Here is a 16,586-nt window from a genome sequence, read left to right on the forward strand (position 1 = left end):
AGGGCTAGCCGATGCCCGGTGACAGGCAATACTCTTCGGTAACCACATACGACGTGACCCCCGTCACGCCACCACCCTCGAAGGCGGCTACAGCGATGGCTCTCGATGTACCGTACCGCTCCATCCCGGATATGTTCCTCAAGCGCGTGGCGGCCACCCCCGACCAGCACGCGTTCGCGTCCCCGAACTCCGACGACTCTGGCCCCAACTGGCTCACCTGGGCCCAGGTCGGCCAGCGCGCCAAGGCGGTCGCCGCCGGCCTGCACAGCCTGGGCATCGGCCTGGAGGACCCGGTCGCGATCATCGCCAACACCCGCCTGGAGTGGGTGATCGCCGACTTCGGCATCATGTGCGCGGGCGGAGCGACCACCACCGTCTACCCCACGACCGAGCCGGCGGACGCGACGTACATCATCGCGGACTCGGCTTCCCGGGTGTTGTTCGCGGAGAACCCGGCCCAGGCCGCCAAGATCGCCGGCGCCGACCTGCCCGCGCTGACCCATGTCGTGCTCATCGACGGCGTCGCCGACGCGTCCGCCGACGTACCCCAGCTCACCCTCGCCGAGCTGGAGGAGCGGGGTGCCGGCGCGCTGGCCGCCGAGCCCGACCTGGTCGACATGATCGTGGCCGGGATCGGCCCGGACCACCTGGCCACCCTGATCTACACCTCCGGTACCACCGGCCGCCCGAAGGGCGTCGAGCTGCTGCACGGCGGATGGTGCTGGGAGGCCGTGGCGCAGGCCGACCTGGGCCTGCTGCGCGACGACGACCTGCAGTACCTGTGGCTGCCGCTGTCGCACTCGTTCGGCAAGACCCTGCTCTGCGGCGCCACCCACGTCGGTATGCCCACCTACGTCGACGGCCGGGTGGACAAGCTTGTCGACCTGCTGTCGGTGATCCGGCCGACGCTGATGTGCGGCGCTCCCCGCGTGTTCGAGAAGGTCTACAACCGGGCGGTGACCACCGCGCAGGACGCCGGCGGCGCGAAGGCGAAGATCTTCGCCTGGGCGGTCGGGGTCGGCAAGGAGAAGGTGGCCCTGGAGCAGGCCGGCAAGCCGGTGTCGACCGGGCTGAAGATGCGCTACGCGCTCGCCGAGAAGCTGGTGTTCAGCAAGCTCCAGGCCCGTCTGGGCGGTCGGATGCGGGTGCTGGTGTCCGGCGCCGCCCCGCTCAGCCCCGAGATCGCCACCTTCTTCGCCGCCGCCAACCTGCCGATCTCCGAGGGCTACGGCCTCACCGAGACCAGCGCCGGCAACTTCGTCAACCCGCCGGCCGGGCTGCGCATCGGCACGGTCGGCCGGGCGATGGGCGACCTGGAGTGCCGCATCGACACCGACGGGGAGATCCTGGTCCGTGGCCGGCCGGTGATGCGCGGCTACCACAACCTGCCGCAGGAGACCGCCGCCGCGTTCACCGAGGACGGCTTCTTCCGCACCGGCGACATCGGCACCCTCGACGAGCAGGGCTACCTGCGGATCACCGACCGCAAGAAGGACCTGGTCAAGACCTCGGGCGGCAAGTACATCGCGCCGTCGCACATCGAGGGGATGTTCAAGGCGCTCTGCCCGTACACCTCGCAGGCGATCGTCATCGGCCAGGCCCGCAACTACTGCACGATGCTCGTCACGCTCGACCCGGACGCGATCCGGGGATGGGTGGCCGGCGGCCCGCTGGAGGGGCGCGGCTACGCCGAGATCGTCGCGTCGCCGGAGGCCCAGACGATGGTCGAGGAGTACGTCTCCCAGCTCAACGCCAAGCTCAACCGCTGGGAGACGATCAAGAAGGTGGCGATCCTGCCGCGCGACCTGACCATCGAGCACGGCGAGATCACCCCCTCTCTGAAGATCAAGCGACGCGGGGTGGAGAGCAACTTCGCCGCCGAGATCGACAAGATGTACTCGGGCAGCCTCGCCGAGCTGTGACCCACCGAGGGTCCCGTGTCCGGCTCCCCGCCGGACACGGGGCCCTCACAGGTGGTGGCCCCGCCACCTCGTCTGTTCCTCCTCCACGGCGAGCTGCTCGTCCAGCGCCGTCTGCCGGACCCCCCGCCGGCGTCGGGTGTCGACAATCGTCTGCGCGCCCACGGCCAGCGCCGCGGCGAGGGCCAGCAGTGCCAACGCGAACAGCTCGGGCAACGCGCCGGCCACCGGCACCAGCGCGAGCAGCAGCACGATCCCGCCGATCGTGGGCCAGCGGGGGGCGGCAAGCAGCCACCGGCCCAGCACGATGAGCGCAAGCAGGTAGAGCGCGACCCCGCCGTAGAGCGCCAGCAGGTCGAAGCCCGGTAGCGGAACACCCCAGGTTGGCGTGTGGGGGTCGGCGCCCTCGTGGATGAGCCCCTTGAGGCCGAGCGCGAACAGGATGACGCCGATGATGACCGGCAGGTGCAGGTAGGTGTAGGCGTCCCGGGCCAGGGCGGCGCGGGCGTCCGGGTCGCGGGTGCGGTGCAGGGCCTGTTCCATGCCGAGTGCCAACGTGTCGAAGTACGCCCACCACAGCGACGCGGCCACCGCGACGCCGAGCACCGCGGCGATCAGCACCGGCCAGGTCAGCGGCAGAACGACGCTGCCGCCGGGAGCGAGCCCGAGCGCGATGATGGCCTCGCCGAGGGCGACCAGGACGATCTGGCCGTGCCGCTCCGCCCAGTGCCCGGCGGAGAGCACCGTCCACCCGGTGCCGCGCAGCGCCAGCCCGGCCCCGTACTCGACGGCCAGGGCCGCGAGCCAGAGCGCCAGCCGGAACACCCCCTCGGCGGCGCCGTCGAAGAGCCGCTGCGGCACCAGGGCGGCCACGACGATGAGCGACGTGGACAGCGCCACCGGCAGGGCGAGCATCCGCCAACGTCGACGCACGTCCCGGTCCCGACGGCCGAGCCACAGGAAGATCGACGTCTCGCCGACCCGGACCAGGAAGTAGCCGGCCGCGAAGACCAGCGGGCCGGGCAGCCCGCCGGGACGGTCGACGAACGCCTTCGGCAGGCTCAGCGCCAGCACGAAGGCGGCGGCCATGGTGACGAAGCCGACCAGCGGAACGATGCCCTGGTCGGTGCGGATCAGGTTGCCCAGTACGGCGAAACCCGACCAGCACCACCAGAGCAACGCCAGCACCACCAGGCACTGGACCAGGCCCCGGACGGTCCGGTCGGCGGCGGTGGCGGTGGTGACGTTCAGAAAGGCGAAGACGAAGATCAGGTCGTAGAAGAGTTCGAGGCGGGTGGCCCGGGAGCCCGGCGCGCTCCGCTGCACCCCACGCGTCCGCCCACCCTCGCCCACCAGGGGATTGTGGCAGTCGCCAGCGGGTCGAAGGCGCGTTCCCGCCAGACGGGTCGACCGGGCTCAGGCGATGACTGCCGGCTCCCGCCACCGCTGCCGGCCGGTCCGGTCCAGGTCGTAGCGGACCCCGGCGATCCGCTCGACCGCCTCCACCAGGTCGGCGGCGGGCAGGGTGAACGGCAGCCGCAGGAACCGCTCCAGGGTGCCGTCGAGGCCGAACCGGGGGCCGGGGGCGAGCCGGACGCCGACCTCCTCGGCGGCCCGGGCCAGCGCGCTGGAGACCGGGCCGTCCAGCTCGGCCCAGAGTGTCACGCCGCCCCGCGGCGGGGTGACGCGCCAGTCCGGCAGGCGGTGCGCCAGCGCGCCGAGCAGGGCATCGCGCTGCGCGGCGAGTTGGACCCGCCGGTCGCCGACGATGGCCGGCGCGTCGGCGAGCAGGTGCACCGCGACAAGCTGGTCCAGCACCGGGCTGGCCATGTCCACACCGACCCGGACGGCGGCCAGTCGCTGCACCTGCGGCGCGGAGGCGCGGACCCAGCCGATCCGCAGGCCACCCCAGTACGGCTTGCTCATCCCGCCGATGCTCACGACCCGGGAGTGCCGATCGTAGGTGGCCATCGGCGGCGGCAGTTCGGTGCCGTCCAGCGGCAGGTCCACGAAGGATTCGTCGACGACGAGGTCGGTGCCGGCGGCGTGGGCGGCGGCCACCACCCGCTCACGCAGCGGGGCCGGCATCAGATGCCCGGTCGGGTTCTGGAACTCCGGGATCAGGTAGGCCAGCCGGGGTCGGGTCTGCCGGAGACTGCCCAGCAGCAGGTCGGCGTCCCAGCCACCGGTGTCGGCCGCCAGGCCGTGGGTGGTGATCCGGGCCCGGCGGCCGGCCAGCGCGGCGAGCGCGTTGGGGTAGGTGGGTGACTCGACCAGCACGCTGCCGCCGGGCGCGAGGGCGAGACGCAGCACCAGGTCGAGTGCGTGCTGGGTGCCGCTGGTCACCATGATCTGGTCGGCCGAGGTTGGCAGCCCCCGTGCCGTGTACCCGTCGGCCACCGCCTCGCGCAGCTCGATGATGCCGGTCGGGTGGTAACCCGCGCCGCCCACGTACCGCGGCAGGTCCTCGGCGGCGGCCCGGGCCGCCGTGAGCAGCTGCGGTGGCGCGGACAGCGCGGCGACGCCGAGGTCGATCATCTCCCGGTCGTCCAGCGGGGTCCACAGGCCGGTGCTGGCGACCCGGTGGTTGCCGGGCAGCATGGTCCAGCTGCCGGCGCCCCGGCGGCTGGCCAGGTGCCCGGTCTCGCGCAGCTGCCGGTACGCGGCGGTGACCGTGGTCCGGCTGATCCGCAGCGCCTCGGCCAGCTCCCGTTCGGCCGGCAGGCGTACGCCCAGCGGCAACCGGCCGTCGGCGAGCAGGCCCCGCACGGCGCCGGCGAGGGCGGCGTAGTCCGGGCTGCGCCGCCGACCCGGCAGGGCGTGCCACTGTCCGAGCAGACGAGCCAATTGGACGCCGCGCACCTGACCGGTCATGGGCCACTCCTCGGACATTGGCTTCTTCCCCCGGGAGGATTGGCCCCTAGGGTGGCATGCATGGCACTGATTGGCAATCTGCGGCACCGGCCCGCGCGGCGGCTGAGCCAGCTCTACGTCGGGCTGGTCCTCTACGGCGTCAGCATGGCCCTGATGGTCCGCTCCGATCTGGGCCTCGACCCGTGGGACGTCTTCCACCAGGGCCTGGCCGAGCGGACCGGGCTCTCCTTCGGCACCGTCACCATCGGCGTCGGCGCGCTCGTGCTGCTGCTCTGGATCCCGCTGCGGCAACGCCCCGGGCTCGGCACGGTCAGCAACGTGGTCGTCATCGGCCTGGTGGTGGACGCCACGCTGGCCCTGCTTCCGGCCGGCGGCCCGCTCGGCGTGCGCATCGCGCTGCTGGTCACCGGGATCGTCGTCAACGGCGCCGCCACCGGTCTCTACCTCGGCGCCCAGCTCGGTCCCGGCCCCCGCGACGGCCTGATGACCGGCTTCGTGGCCCGCCGGCCCGGCTGGTCGGTCCGGCTGGTGCGTACGGTCATCGAGGTCACCGTGCTGGCGCTGGGCTGGCTGCTCGGTGGCACGGTCGGCGTGGGCACCGTCGCGTACGCGCTGGCCATCGGTCCGCTGGCGCACCTGTTCATCCCGGTGTTCGCCGTGCCCATGACGGCGAGCGCCGCACCCGAGCCGGAGGCCGCTCCCGTCGGCTGAGCGTTCACCTACCGTCCCCGGGCCGGCACGTCGTGGTGGTGACGAGGGCCCGGATGGCGGGTGGGTGTTCCCTTCCTGGACGCGCGCCGTCATCATCTCTGCATGGGGGAGAACGGTTGGCGCTGGACGGACGCCTGGATCTTCGTGTCGCTGGTCATCGCGAGCGGCGCCGGTCGGCATCGCCGATCGGCGACCAGCCGCAGGCCGGAGGGCGTCCGCCTCACCGATGTGCTCTCCACCGCCGACCATCTCAACCAGGCGATCCCGCAGCGGCACGAGGTGGAGGCTGCGGTTCAGCGTCTGGTCGGCGCCGGTCTGATCAGCGTGGCCGACGGCTGGTTCCGGATCACCACCGAGGGTGAGCAGCTCTGGCGCAACCGCCCGCGCGCCGGCGTCGCGACGATGGTGGACACCGTGCAGGGCGTCCTGAGCCGCCGGCACGCGCCGGGCAGCGCCGACTGGATCCTGGAGGAGGCCGACCACGCGGCGGCCGTCCAGGAGTACGTGGTCCGCTCGATCCCGACGCCCCGGCGCTCACCGGAGGGGCACTCCGGCGCGCAGCACTGACCCTGCTCAGCGCACCGGGTGACCGCCGCGGCGCAGCGCGTCCTTGACCTCGGCCACGGTCAGCTCGCCGAAGTGGAAGACGCTGGCGGCGAGCACCGCGTCCGCGCCGGCGCCGATCGCCGGCGGGAAGTGGGCCACCTCGCCCGCGCCGCCGCTGGCCACCACCGGCACGTCCACCACCGCCCGCACGGCGGCGATCAGTTCCAGGTCGAAGCCCGCCTTGGTGCCGTCGGCGTCCATCGAGTTGAGCAGGATCTCCCCCGCGCCCAGCTCGGCTCCCCGCCGCGCCCAGTCCACCGCGTCGATGCCGGTGCCGCGCCGGCCGCCGTGCGTGGTGACCTCGAAACCGCTCTCGGTAGCGGCCCGGCGCACGTCGAGGGAGAGCACCAGCACCTGCCGCCCGAACCGGTCGGCGATCTCGGCGATCAGCTCCGGCCGGGCGATGGCGGCGGTGTTCACGCCGACCTTGTCGGCGCCGGCGCGCAGCAGGGTGTCCACGTCGGCGACCTGCCGGACCCCACCGCCGACGGTCAGCGGGATGAACACCGACTCGGCGGTGCGGCGCACCACGTCGAGCATGGTGCCCCGGTCGCTGGAGGAGGCGGTCACGTCGAGGAAGGTCAGCTCGTCGGCGCCGGCACGGTCGTACGCCGCCGCCAGCTCCACCGGATCACCGGCATCGCGCAGGTCGAGGAAGTTGACCCCCTTGACCACCCGTCCGGCGTCCACGTCGAGACAGGGGATCACCCGCACCGCCACCGTCATGCCCGTGAGCCTATCCCCCGTACGCGCGGCGGCGGCCGACCCGATCGGGTCGGCCGCCGTGATCGAGGTCCGCGTCACACCCGGACGAGCATCTTGCCCAGGTTCTCGCCGCGGAGCAGCCCGAGGAACGCCGACGGGGCGTTCTCGATGCCGTCCACGATCGTCTCGTCGTACGTCAGCGAGCCGTCACGCAGCCACCCGGCGACGTCGCGCAGGAACGCCTGACGGACGTCGCCGTGGTCGTTGACCAGGAAGCCGCGCAGGGTGAGCCGCTTGCCGATGACCAGCGCGAGGTTGCGCGGCGCGGCCGGCGGCTCGGTGGCGTTGTACTGCGCGATCATGCCGCAGATGGCGACCCGGCCGTGCAGGTTCATCGCCGAGATCGCCGCCTCCAGGTGATCACCGCCGACATTGTCGAAGTAGACGTCGACGCCGTCCGGGGCGGCCGCCCGCAGCGATTCGCGGACCGGCCCGTCGTGGTAGTCGAAGGCGGCGTCGAAGCCCAGTGCCCGCAGCCGCTCGACCTTGGCCGGCGAGCCGGCGCTGCCGATCACCCGGCCGGCGCCCTTGAGCTTGGCGATCTGACCGACCAGGCTGCCCACCGAGCCGGCGGCGGCGGAGACGAAGACCGTCTCGCCGGGCTTCATGGACGCCACCTCGAGCAGACCGGCGTACGCGGTCAGACCGGGCATGCCCAGCACACCGAGGTACGCGCTGACCGGGGCCAGGCTGGCATCGACCGGGCGGGCGGCGGTGGCGTCGAGCAGCGCGTACTCCCGCCAGCCCAGCCCGTGCAGCACGGTGTCGCCGACGTGGACGTCCGCCGCCTCGCTGGCCACCACCTCGCCGACCGCGGCACCGTCCAGCGGCGCGTCCAGGGCGAACGGCGGCACGTACGACTTGACGTCGTTCATCCGCCCCCGCATGTACGGGTCGACGGACATGTACTGGTTGCGGACCACGATCTGGCCCGGACCGGGCGTCGGCACGTCGGTCTCGACGAACCGGAAGTTCTCCTCGGTGGGCCACCCGGCGGGTCGGCTGGCCAGGTGGATCTCACGGTTGCTGGTCACGGGGGCGGTCGTCCTTTCGTCCGGGGGTGGTGGCCTGGGTGCGCGACGTCACGCGGCCAGGGTCTCGCGGACGGTCAGCGTGACGTCGATGTTGCCGCGGGTGGCGTTGGAGTACGGGCACACCTGGTGAGCCTGCTCGACGATCTGCTCGGCGGTGTCGCGGGACACGGCGGGCAGGTCGACGACGAGCTGCACGGTGAGCCCGAACCCGCCGCTGCCGTTCGGGCCGATGCCCACCTCGGCGTCGACGACGGAGCCGGTCACGTCGGCCTTGGCCCGGCGGGCCACCACCCGCAGCGCGCTGTGGAAGCAGGCCGCGTAGCCGGCGGCGAAGAGCTGCTCGGGGTTGGCGGCGCCACCGGCGCCACCCATCTCCTTCGGCACGGCCAGGTCGAGCGTGACGGTGCCGTCGGAGGTCTCGACGTGACCGTCCCGGCCGTCGCCGGTGGCGGTCGCGGACGCGGTGTAGAGAACCTGCATGAGAGTCACTGCTCCTTCTGTCGGTGGATGGTGTCGGTGACCCGGGTGAGGGTGTCGCGCAGCGCGACGAGCTCGCCGAGGCCGAGCCCGGTGGCCTGCGCGATCCGCATCGGGACGTCGCAGAGCCGCTCGCGCAGCGCCCGGCCCTGCTCGGTGAGGCCGACCTCGACCCGTCGCTCGTCGCGGGCGGACCGCCGCCGGACCACCAGGCCCGCCCCCTCCAGCCGCTTGAGCAGCGGGGAGAGCGTGCCGGAGTCCAGTCGCAGCTCGGCGCCGAGCTCGGAGACCGTGGGGGCCTCGTCGGGGCGCTCCCAGAGCACCAGCAGCACCAGGTACTGCGGATAGGTGAGCCCGAACTCGTCGAGGATCGGTCGGTACACGTCGGTCAGGGCGCGCGACGCGGCGTAGAGCGCGAAGCACACCTGCCGGCGCAGCACCAGATCATCGGTCACCGTTGAACCGTAGCCCACAATTAAGTTGTGCACAACTTATCGGACCGCGAGGCGGCCGGAACGCCCGCCGGGCCGCCCTCAGCGATCGCCGAGGTACGCCTCCAGCTCCACCTCGACCAGGTGCTCCGGATCCAGCAGGCCGGCCACCACCACAAGCGTCGCCGCCGGCCGCACCGCCCCGAAGACCGCGTTGTGCGCCCGGCCCACCTCGTCGGCGTACAGCCGGTCCGTCACGTACATCCGGGTCCGGACCACGTCCCCCGGCTCCGCACCCACCTCGGCCAGCGCCGCCAAACCGGTCCGCAGCGCCTGCGCGGTCTGCGCCGCCGGATCACCCACATGCGTCACCCGGCCGTCCACAGTGGACGTGCAGCCCGCCGTCCACGCCCGGTCGCCGGCCCGGACGACCCGGGAGTAGCCGTACCGCTGCTCCCACGGACCGCCCGAGCCCAGCCGGGTGACCGTCACGCCTCGGCCAGCGTCCGCAGCGCCTCGGCCACCGTGAAGGCGCCCGCGTACAGCGCCTTGCCGGCGATCACGCCCTCCACACCCATCGACTCCAGCGACGCCAGCGCCCGCAGGTCGTCCAACGTGGACACGCCACCGGAGGCGATCACCGGCCGGTCGGTCCGGGCGCACACCTCCCGCAACAGATCCAGGTTCGGCCCGCGCATCGTGCCGTCCTTGGTGATGTCCGTGACCACGTACCGGCTCGCGCCCGCCTTGTCCAGCCGCTCCAGCACCTCGTACAGGTCACCGCCGTCGCGGGTCCACCCGCGCGCCGACAGGGTACGACCGCGCACGTCCAGCCCGATGGCCACCCGATCGCCGTACTCCCCCACCACCCGGTCACACCACACCGGGTCCTCCAGGGCGGCGGTACCGATGTTCACCCGGGTCGCCCCGGTGCCCAGGGCGGCCCGCAGCGACTCGTCGTCACGGATACCGCCGGACAACTCCACCTTCACGTCCAACTGGCGCACCACCTCGGCGAGCAGGTGCGCGTTGGTGCCCCGGCCGAACGCCGCGTCCAGGTCGACCAGGTGGATCCACTCCGCGCCGTCCTGCTGCCAGGCCAACGCGGCGTCCAACGGGTCGCCGTAGATGCTCTCGCTACCGACGGCGCCCTGCACGAGCCGGACGGCCCGGCCGTCGGCGACATCCACGGCGGGTAACAGGGTGAGACTCAACGTCTTCTCCTCGATCAGGTACGACGGTCCAGAGCGATCACGACGATCGCCGGCAGTACGAGCAGCAACAACACGATCAGCGCGACGCGCAGCGCCAGATCGTCGACGAACGTCCAGATCAGGATCAGCGCCGCCCCGGTGAGCAGCACGATCGCGGCCCGCTCCCCCCGGGAGTGCCGGGCCAGCCGACCCGACCGGCCCCGACGCAGCCGCGGCGTCAACCGGCGGAGCACCGCCCGGCGGCGCTGCCGGCGAGCCACCCGGCGCTGCCGCACCGCCCGCTCGCGCGCCTGCTCCGCCTCACGCTCCGCCCGACGGCGGGCCCGCTCCCGACTCACCGCGCGCCCCACCGGACGGGCAGCGGACGGCGACGACCCTCAGTCACCGGTGGACAGCGTGGCGAGCCAGTTGCGCAGCAGCGCGGCACCGGTGTCGGCGGACTTCTCCGGATGGAACTGGGCCGCCGACAGCGCACCGCGCTCCACCGCCGCCACGAAATCCGTGTCATGGTGGGCCGTGGTCACCAACGCGCCGGCAGCGGACAACGCCGCCGGGTCGCCCATCGCGTACGAGTGGACGAAGTAGAACCGGCTCTGCGGCCCCAGCCCGGCGAAGAGCACCGACTCCCGAGGCGCCCGCACCGTGTTCCACCCCATGTGCGGCAACCGGGTCGCGGCCAACCGGGTCACCCCGCCCGGCAGCAGCCCGAGCCCCTTGGTCACCACACCGTGCTCGTCACCGTGCTCGAACAGCACCTGCATCCCCACACAGATGCCCAGCACCGGCCGGCCGGCCGCCACCCGCTCGGCGATCACCGGACCCGCGCCGAGCGCCTCGATCCCCGCCATGCACGCGGCGTACGCGCCAACCCCCGGCACCACCAGCCCGTCGGCGGCGGCCGCGGCTGCCAGGTCGTCGGTCACCCGCACGTCCGCACCGGCGGCGGCCAACGCCCGCTCCGCCGAACGCAGATTGCCCGAACCGTAGTCGAGCACCACCACATCGGCGCTCACGAGCCCGACCCCGGAATCAGCCGCAGCACCCCGGCGGCCGTGGCGAGGACCGCCAGCAGCCCGGTGACCACCACCGCGCCCCTCGGCGCGCCCTGCCGGTGCAGCGACCAGGTGCCGCCCACCAGCACCCCGGCCAGGATCAGCAGCAACGTCGGCAACGCGGCCCCCATCAGAGAGCACCCTTCGTGCTGGGAATCGCCCCGGCGGCACGCGGGTCGATCGCGGTGGCCTCGCGCAGCGCCCGCGAGACCGCCTTGAACTGCGCCTCCACCACGTGGTGCGCGTCCGGGTGACCACCCGGGCGGGCCGCCCGCAGCACGTCGACGTGCAGCGTGACCCGGGCCGCCTGACCGAACGACTCCCAGATGTGCCGGGTCATGCTCGTCGCGTACACCGGCCCGATGTACGGCGCCAGCAGCGGCTCGTCGTGCACCACGTACGGCCGGCCGGACAGGTCGACAGCGGCCCGCACCAGCACCTCGTCCATCGGGACGGTCGCCGAACCGTACCGTCGGATGCCGGCCTTGTCGCCCAGCGCCTGGTCGAACGCGGCGCCCAGGGCCAGCGCGGTGTCCTCCATCGTGTGGTGCGCGTCGATCTCCAGGTCACCCACGGTGCGCACGGTCAGGTCGAAGCCGCCGTGCCGGGCGATCTGGTGGAGCATGTGGTCGTAGAAGCCCACGCCGGTGCTGATCTCGGCGGCGCCGGTGCCGTCGAGGTCGATCTCGACGAGGACCTTGGTCTCCTTGGTGATCCGCTCCACCCGGGCGGTCCGGCTCATCGCAGGGTCTCCATTGCAGCTAGGAAGGCGTCGGTCTCGGCCGGGGTGCCGGCGGTCACCCGCAGCCAGCCGGGCAGACCGACGTCACGGACCAGCACACCCTGATCCAGCAGGGCGCGCCAGGCGGTGGCCTGGTCGCCACCGGTCTCGAAGAGCACGAAGTTGGCGTCGCTGTCGGCAACCCGCAGACCGCGGGCGCGCAGCGTCGCCACGATCCGGTCCCGCTCCCCCATGATCGCGCTCACCGTACCGAGCAGGGCGTCGCGGTGCGCGAGCGCCGCGCGCGCGGCGGCCTGGGTCAGCGCCGACAGGTGGTACGGCAACCGGACCAGCTGCACCGCCCGCACCACCGCCGCGTCGGCGGCCAGGTAACCCAGCCGGCCGCCGGCGAAGCCGAAGGCCTTGCTCATCGTCCGGGTGACCACGAGCCGCGGGTGCCCGGGCAGCACCGCGAGGGCGCTGACCGTGCCGGGGCGGGCGAACTCGGCGTACGCCTCGTCGACGACCACCATGCCGGGCGCCGCGTCGAGCACGGCGGCGACCACCGTCGGGTCCAGTGCGGTGCCGGTGGGGTTGTTCGGCGAGCAGAGGAACACCACGTCGGGCCGGTGCTCGCGGACCTGGGCGACCGCCTCGTCGGCGGTCAGCCCGAAGTCGACGCCGCGCCGCGCCGGCACCCACCGGGTGCCGGTGCCGAGCGCCAGCAGCGGGTGCATCGAGTACGCCGGAACGAAGCCCAACGCGCTGCGCCCCGGGCCGCCGAACGCCTGGAGCAGCTGCTGCTGGATCTCGTTGGAGCCGTTGGCCGCCCACACCTGCTCGACGGTGAGCCCGTGCCCCAGGTAGCCGGCCAGGTCGGCGCGCAGCGCCACCGCGTCCCGGTCCGGGTAGCGGTTCAGGTCGCGCAGCTCGGCGGCGAGCGCCTTGCCGATCGCCTCGACCACCGGCTCCGGCAGCGGGTACGAGTTCTCGTTGGTGTTGAGCCGCACCGGCACGTCCAGCTGCGGCGCCCCGTACGGCGTCAGCCCGCGCAGGTCGTCGCGGATCGGCAGATCCTCCAGGCCCGTCACGCCGCCCCTCCCGGGAAGCGCGCCTGGACGGCCTGGCCGTGCGCCGGCAGGTCCTCCACGTTCGCCAGGGTGACCACGTGCGGCGCCACGTCGCGCAGCGCGGCCTCGGTGTACTCGATCAGGTGCACACCGCGCAGGAAGGACTGCACGGACAGCCCGGACGAGTGCCGGGCGCAGCCGCCGGTGGGCAGCACGTGGTTGGAGCCGGCGCAGTAGTCGCCGAGCGACACCGGCGACCAGGCGCCCACGAAGATCGCCCCGGCGTTGCGTACCCGCAGCGCCCACTCCCGCGCGTCGGCCGTCTGGATCTCCAGGTGCTCGGCCGCGTACGCGTCGACCACCCGCAGCCCGGCCTCCAGGTCGTCCACCAGGACCACACCGCTCTGCTCACCGGTCAGCGCGGTGGTCACCCGCTCGGCGTGCTTGGTCGCCGGCACCTGCCGGGCCAGCTCCCGCTCGACCGCCTCGACGAGCGCCAGCGACGGGGTGACCAGCACGCTCGCGGCCAGCGGATCGTGCTCGGCCTGGCTGATCAGGTCGGCGGCGACGTGCGCCGGGTCGGCGGTGTCGTCGGCCAGGATGGCGATCTCGGTCGGGCCGGCCTCGGCGTCGATGCCGACCACACCGCGCAGCAGCCGCTTCGCCGCGGTCACCCAGATGTTGCCGGGGCCGGTGACCAGGTCGACCGGGTCGCACCGCAGCTCACCCGCCGGGTCGACCGCCGAGCCGTACGCCAGCATCGCCACCGCCTGGGCGCCGCCGACGGCGTACACCTCGTCGACGCCGAGCAGCGCGCACGCGGCGAGCACCCGGGGGTCGGGCAGGCCAGCGTTGTCCTTCTGCGGCGGGCTGACCACCACCAGCGACCGCACCCCGGCCGCCTGGGCCGGCACCACGTTCATCACGACTGTCGACGGGTACATGGCGAGCCCGCCGGGGACGTAGAGGCCGACCCGGTCGACCGGCAACCACCGCTCGGTGACCGTGCCGCCGGGCACCACCTGCGTGGTGTGGTCGGTACGCCGCTGGTCGGCGTGCACCCTGCGTGCCCGGCTGATCGACTCCAGCAGCGCGGCACGCACCGCCGGGTCGAGCACCCCCTCGGCCTCGGTGATCGCCTCGACGGGCACCCGCAGCACCTCCGGCGAGATGCCGTCGAACCGTTCGCTGGCCTCCCGGATCGCCGGGTACCCATGCTCCCGGACCGCCTCCACCAGCGGGCGGATCCGCTCGACGGCCACCGACACGTCGAGCTGGGCACGGGGCAGCAGACGGCGCGGGTCTCCGAGACCGTCGCGCAGGTCGATCCGATTCAGCACCCTTGCGAGTCTAGGCGGCCCGGCCGCAGCTCACCCGAGCCGCCCGCCCGCCGGGACGGTGAGCCGGGCCACGCCCCGCCGGACGGGATTCGTTAGGCTCGACCACGTGATCGCACGGCTGCCGGTGTTCCCGCTCGCAACGGTGCTCTTTCCCGGGTTGGTGCTGCCACTGCACATCTTCGAGGAGCGTTACCGGGCGCTGGTCCGGCACCTGGTCGACCTGCCCGAGGGCGCCCCGCGCGAGTTCGGCGTGGTGGCCATCCAGGCCGGCTGGGAGGTCGCGCCCGCCGGGCCGGGCGGGCGACCCACTCCCGGTGCCGGCGAGGTCACCCTGCACGAGGTGGGGTGCACCGCCGAGCTGCGCCAGGTGACCGAGCTCGCCGACGGCGGCTTCGACATCGTCACGGTCGGCCGACGCCGGTTCCGGATCGCGGAGGTCGACGAGAGCGCCGCGCCCTACCTGACCGCCGAGGTCGAGTGGCTGCCCGAACCGGCCGGCGCGGACGAGGTGGCCGATCTGCTGGCCGCCCGGGTCATCGCGGTGTTCCGGCAGTACCTGGGCCTGGTCCGCTCCGACCCGGAGGAGATCTCCGAACAGCTCCCGGAGGACCCGACGGTGCTGTCGCACCTGGTGGCGGCGACTGCGGCGCTGACCGTCGACGACCGGCAGCGGCTGCTGGCGATCGACGACACCGCGGCCCGGCTCCGCGCCGAGCTGCGGTTGCTCAACCGCGAGGCGGCTCTGTTGCGCCAGGTGCGGGCGGTTCCGGTGCCGCTGTCGGAGTTGGCGTCCCCGCCGACGCCCAACTGAGCGACGCCAGATCGGGCTCTGGGCGCAGCGACGGCCACCGCGACCAGCCCGCCAGCAGGGTGTACGTGATCGCGGCGCCGAACGCCGGCAGCAGCAGGTTGCCGTGCGGCACCGGCAGCACCCCGAGCAGCCAGTCGACGCCACCGGCGCGCAGGTCGGCGGGTTTGGTGAACGCCTGACCGTCCGGCGCGGTGGCCAGCAGCCGGTCGAAGGTGGCCAGGCCGACCCGCCGGCCCACCTGCCAGGCCACCGGTGCCGCGGCCAACGCGCCCAGCACCACGGCGAGCAGGCCGACCGGGCCGCGTCGGCGACGCAGCACGAACCACACGACGAGGGCCGCGAGCACCCCGAAGGCGAGACCGAGCAGGCTGAACCAGCCGTCCGCTGCGATCGGCTGCTCCGGCTGCGGCTCGGCGTAGATCGCCCCGTCGGCGGTCTTGAGCACCGGCGTGTCCGGCGCGAGCGCGGCCCAGAGCAGCCCGAGCGGCGCGCCCAGCACGGCGATCACGAGCACGAAGCCCAGCACCGTCAGCACCGTGCGCGACGGGCGACGCGGCTCGTCGGGCGGCGCGGGCCGGTCGGTCTCGTCGACGGGCCGCTCGGGATCGGGGTTGTCCGGGCTCACCCGATGATCCTCTCAGGCCCGGCGGTGGGCCGGGGCGCCGGTGGCGGCAGAGCAGCTCACCGGGCGAACGGCTCCACCATCATCGCCGCCGCGCGTAGCCACGCCTGCCGGGTCTCCGGCTGGAGTTGGTGGTACTCGATGGACGACCCGGTCTCCAGCGCCGGGTCGTACGGCACCACGGCAACCCCCCGGGTCCGGGTGGCGAAGTGCCGCTCCAGGTCGTCCTGGAGGGCGGATCGCCCCGGCGTGGGGCAGGAGATGAGGGTGATCGCGTTGTCGGCCAGCTCGCTCATGCCCTCCTCGTGCAGCAGGTCGAGCATCCAGTCGGCGCTGAACGCCGCGTCCTCGCGGGGCACGGTGGTCACGACCAGCTGGTCGGCGGCCTGCATCACGGTGCGCCAGTTGGGGCTCTCCACGTTGTTTCCGGTGTCCACGCAGACCACGTCGTGGGTCCGGCGCAGCAGCTCCAGCACCCGCCGGACGGTGAACTGGTCGAGTCGCTGGGCGAAGCGCGGGCTCTCCTCGCCGGCCAGCACGTCGTACGAGCCGTCGGAGGCGTGCCGGAGGAAGTCGTCCAGCCGGTCCAGCAGGGTCGCCCCCTCCAGGATCTCGATCTGGGCCAGCTCGCTGATCAGGTGGCGGATGGTCCGGGCGTGCCGGGCGCTGCCGGCGCGCAGCCCGAGGGTGCCGCGCAGCTCGTTGTCGTCCCAGGCCAGCACGCCCCGCCCGCGCACACTGCCGACCGTGGCGGCGGCGAGGACGGTGGCGGTGGTCTTGTGCACCCCGCCCTTGGGGTTGGCGAACGCGAACACCCGGGGCGTGCCCAGGTCCCGGCGGAGCACCCCGGTGGCCCGTTCCACCTCCTGGTCGACGCCCTGCGCCCGCCACTCGATGCGGGGCGGGTAGCCCTGCTCGGCGACCGCCGAGCCGATCGAC

General features: G+C 73.4%; 20 protein-coding genes. 4 read left to right on the forward strand and 16 right to left on the reverse strand.

All coding sequences use genetic code 11. From position 1 onward, the window contains the following. Window positions 1-95 precede the first annotated feature (95 nt). Window positions 96-1,922 carry an AMP-dependent synthetase/ligase gene (locus FHG89_RS18875; RefSeq protein ID WP_139585711.1) on the forward strand — a complete coding sequence of 609 codons (1,827 nt, stop codon included), beginning with the start codon at window positions 96-98 and terminating at the stop codon, window positions 1,920-1,922. Between the two features lie 45 nt (window positions 1,923-1,967). Here FHG89_RS18875 and FHG89_RS18880 read toward each other — a convergent pair whose 3' ends face one another. Then, entirely contained in the window at window positions 1,968-3,272 is a 1,305-nt protein-coding gene (locus FHG89_RS18880) for a low temperature requirement protein A (RefSeq protein WP_244295618.1), read from the reverse strand. A gap of 63 nt (window positions 3,273-3,335) precedes the next feature. Continuing rightward, window positions 3,336-4,793, reverse strand: a complete 1,458-nt coding sequence (yczR, locus tag FHG89_RS18885; protein ID WP_139585712.1) for a MocR-like transcription factor YczR — start codon at window positions 4,791-4,793, stop codon at window positions 3,336-3,338. Between the two features lie 60 nt (window positions 4,794-4,853). Here yczR and yczE point away from each other — a divergent pair, with 60 nt between their 5' ends. Further along, window positions 4,854-5,504, forward strand: a complete 651-nt coding sequence (gene yczE, locus FHG89_RS18890) for a membrane protein YczE (RefSeq protein ID WP_139585713.1) — start codon at window positions 4,854-4,856, stop codon at window positions 5,502-5,504. 102 nt (window positions 5,505-5,606) lie between these two features. Further along, a complete protein-coding gene (locus FHG89_RS18895; protein WP_139585714.1) occupies window positions 5,607-6,071 on the forward strand; it encodes a hypothetical protein in 465 nt (154 codons plus the stop codon). Between the two features lie 6 nt (window positions 6,072-6,077). Here FHG89_RS18895 and hisF read toward each other — a convergent pair whose 3' ends face one another. The 12 genes from hisF to hisD all read right to left on the reverse strand — a co-directional run bounded on the left by hisF (window position 6,078) and on the right by hisD (window position 14,214). After that, window positions 6,078-6,836, reverse strand: coding sequence for an imidazole glycerol phosphate synthase subunit HisF (gene hisF / locus FHG89_RS18900; protein ID WP_139585715.1), 759 nt, complete (start codon window positions 6,834-6,836; stop codon window positions 6,078-6,080). A 74-nt stretch (window positions 6,837-6,910) separates the two neighbouring features. Beyond that, window positions 6,911-7,909: an NADP-dependent oxidoreductase gene (locus FHG89_RS18905; RefSeq protein ID WP_139585716.1), complete on the reverse strand. Its 999-nt coding sequence runs from the start codon at window positions 7,907-7,909 to the stop codon at window positions 6,911-6,913. Between the two features lie 48 nt (window positions 7,910-7,957). Then, window positions 7,958-8,389, reverse strand: a complete 432-nt coding sequence (locus tag FHG89_RS18910; RefSeq protein ID WP_139585717.1) for an organic hydroperoxide resistance protein — start codon at window positions 8,387-8,389, stop codon at window positions 7,958-7,960. A gap of 5 nt (window positions 8,390-8,394) precedes the next feature. Continuing rightward, window positions 8,395-8,841: a MarR family winged helix-turn-helix transcriptional regulator gene (locus FHG89_RS18915; RefSeq protein ID WP_139585718.1), complete on the reverse strand. Its 447-nt coding sequence runs from the start codon at window positions 8,839-8,841 to the stop codon at window positions 8,395-8,397. Window positions 8,842-8,919: 78 nt separating this feature from the next. After that, window positions 8,920-9,309 (reverse strand): RidA family protein, encoded by a 390-nt coding sequence (locus FHG89_RS18920; protein ID WP_139585719.1) that lies wholly within the window; start codon window positions 9,307-9,309, stop codon window positions 8,920-8,922. Continuing rightward, the gene (gene priA / locus FHG89_RS18925; RefSeq protein WP_139585720.1) at window positions 9,306-10,031 is read right to left on the reverse strand and encodes a bifunctional 1-(5-phosphoribosyl)-5-((5-phosphoribosylamino)methylideneamino)imidazole-4-carboxamide isomerase/phosphoribosylanthranilate isomerase PriA; all 726 of its coding nucleotides are present in this window, start codon (window positions 10,029-10,031) and stop codon (window positions 9,306-9,308) included. Before priA ends, FHG89_RS18920 begins: the two co-directional genes overlap by 4 nt. 14 nt (window positions 10,032-10,045) lie before the next feature. Further along, complete coding sequence (locus tag FHG89_RS18930) at window positions 10,046-10,369, reverse strand: hypothetical protein (protein ID WP_139585721.1); 324 nt, start codon at window positions 10,367-10,369, stop codon at window positions 10,046-10,048. A 39-nt stretch (window positions 10,370-10,408) separates the two neighbouring features. Beyond that, window positions 10,409-11,044, reverse strand: a complete 636-nt coding sequence (gene hisH, locus FHG89_RS18935; RefSeq protein ID WP_139585722.1) for an imidazole glycerol phosphate synthase subunit HisH — start codon at window positions 11,042-11,044, stop codon at window positions 10,409-10,411. Continuing rightward, window positions 11,041-11,214, reverse strand: coding sequence for a hypothetical protein (locus tag FHG89_RS33025; protein WP_167517465.1), 174 nt, complete (start codon window positions 11,212-11,214; stop codon window positions 11,041-11,043). Before FHG89_RS33025 ends, hisH begins: the two co-directional genes overlap by 4 nt. Next, window positions 11,214-11,825: an imidazoleglycerol-phosphate dehydratase HisB gene (gene hisB / locus FHG89_RS18940; protein WP_139585723.1), complete on the reverse strand. Its 612-nt coding sequence runs from the start codon at window positions 11,823-11,825 to the stop codon at window positions 11,214-11,216. The genes FHG89_RS33025 and hisB overlap by 1 nt, the downstream gene beginning before the upstream one ends. Further along, window positions 11,822-12,895 (reverse strand): histidinol-phosphate transaminase, encoded by a 1,074-nt coding sequence (locus FHG89_RS18945; protein WP_139585724.1) that lies wholly within the window; start codon window positions 12,893-12,895, stop codon window positions 11,822-11,824. The genes hisB and FHG89_RS18945 overlap by 4 nt, the downstream gene beginning before the upstream one ends. Next, complete coding sequence (gene hisD / locus FHG89_RS18950) at window positions 12,892-14,214, reverse strand: histidinol dehydrogenase (RefSeq protein ID WP_139585725.1); 1,323 nt, start codon at window positions 14,212-14,214, stop codon at window positions 12,892-12,894. The genes FHG89_RS18945 and hisD overlap by 4 nt, the downstream gene beginning before the upstream one ends. Window positions 14,215-14,320: 106 nt before the next feature. Between hisD and FHG89_RS18955 the strand changes: the two genes are divergently transcribed. Further along, window positions 14,321-15,025, forward strand: a complete 705-nt coding sequence (locus FHG89_RS18955) for an LON peptidase substrate-binding domain-containing protein (protein WP_139585726.1) — start codon at window positions 14,321-14,323, stop codon at window positions 15,023-15,025. Here FHG89_RS18955 and FHG89_RS18960 read toward each other — a convergent pair. Together FHG89_RS18960 and FHG89_RS18965 are read right to left on the reverse strand one after the other, a co-directional pair. Beyond that, a complete protein-coding gene (locus tag FHG89_RS18960; protein WP_139585727.1) occupies window positions 14,940-15,650 on the reverse strand; it encodes a DUF2567 domain-containing protein in 711 nt (236 codons plus the stop codon). The two genes, FHG89_RS18955 and FHG89_RS18960, sit on opposite strands and share 86 nt — an antisense overlap. A 56-nt stretch (window positions 15,651-15,706) precedes the next feature. Continuing rightward, window positions 15,707-16,586, reverse strand: an 880-nt coding sequence (locus tag FHG89_RS18965; protein WP_244295620.1) for a MinD/ParA family ATP-binding protein, incomplete at its 5' end; no start/stop codon positions are given.

The organism is Micromonospora orduensis, from assembly GCF_006228125.1.
GTDB lineage: Bacteria > Actinomycetota > Actinomycetes > Mycobacteriales > Micromonosporaceae > Micromonospora > Micromonospora orduensis.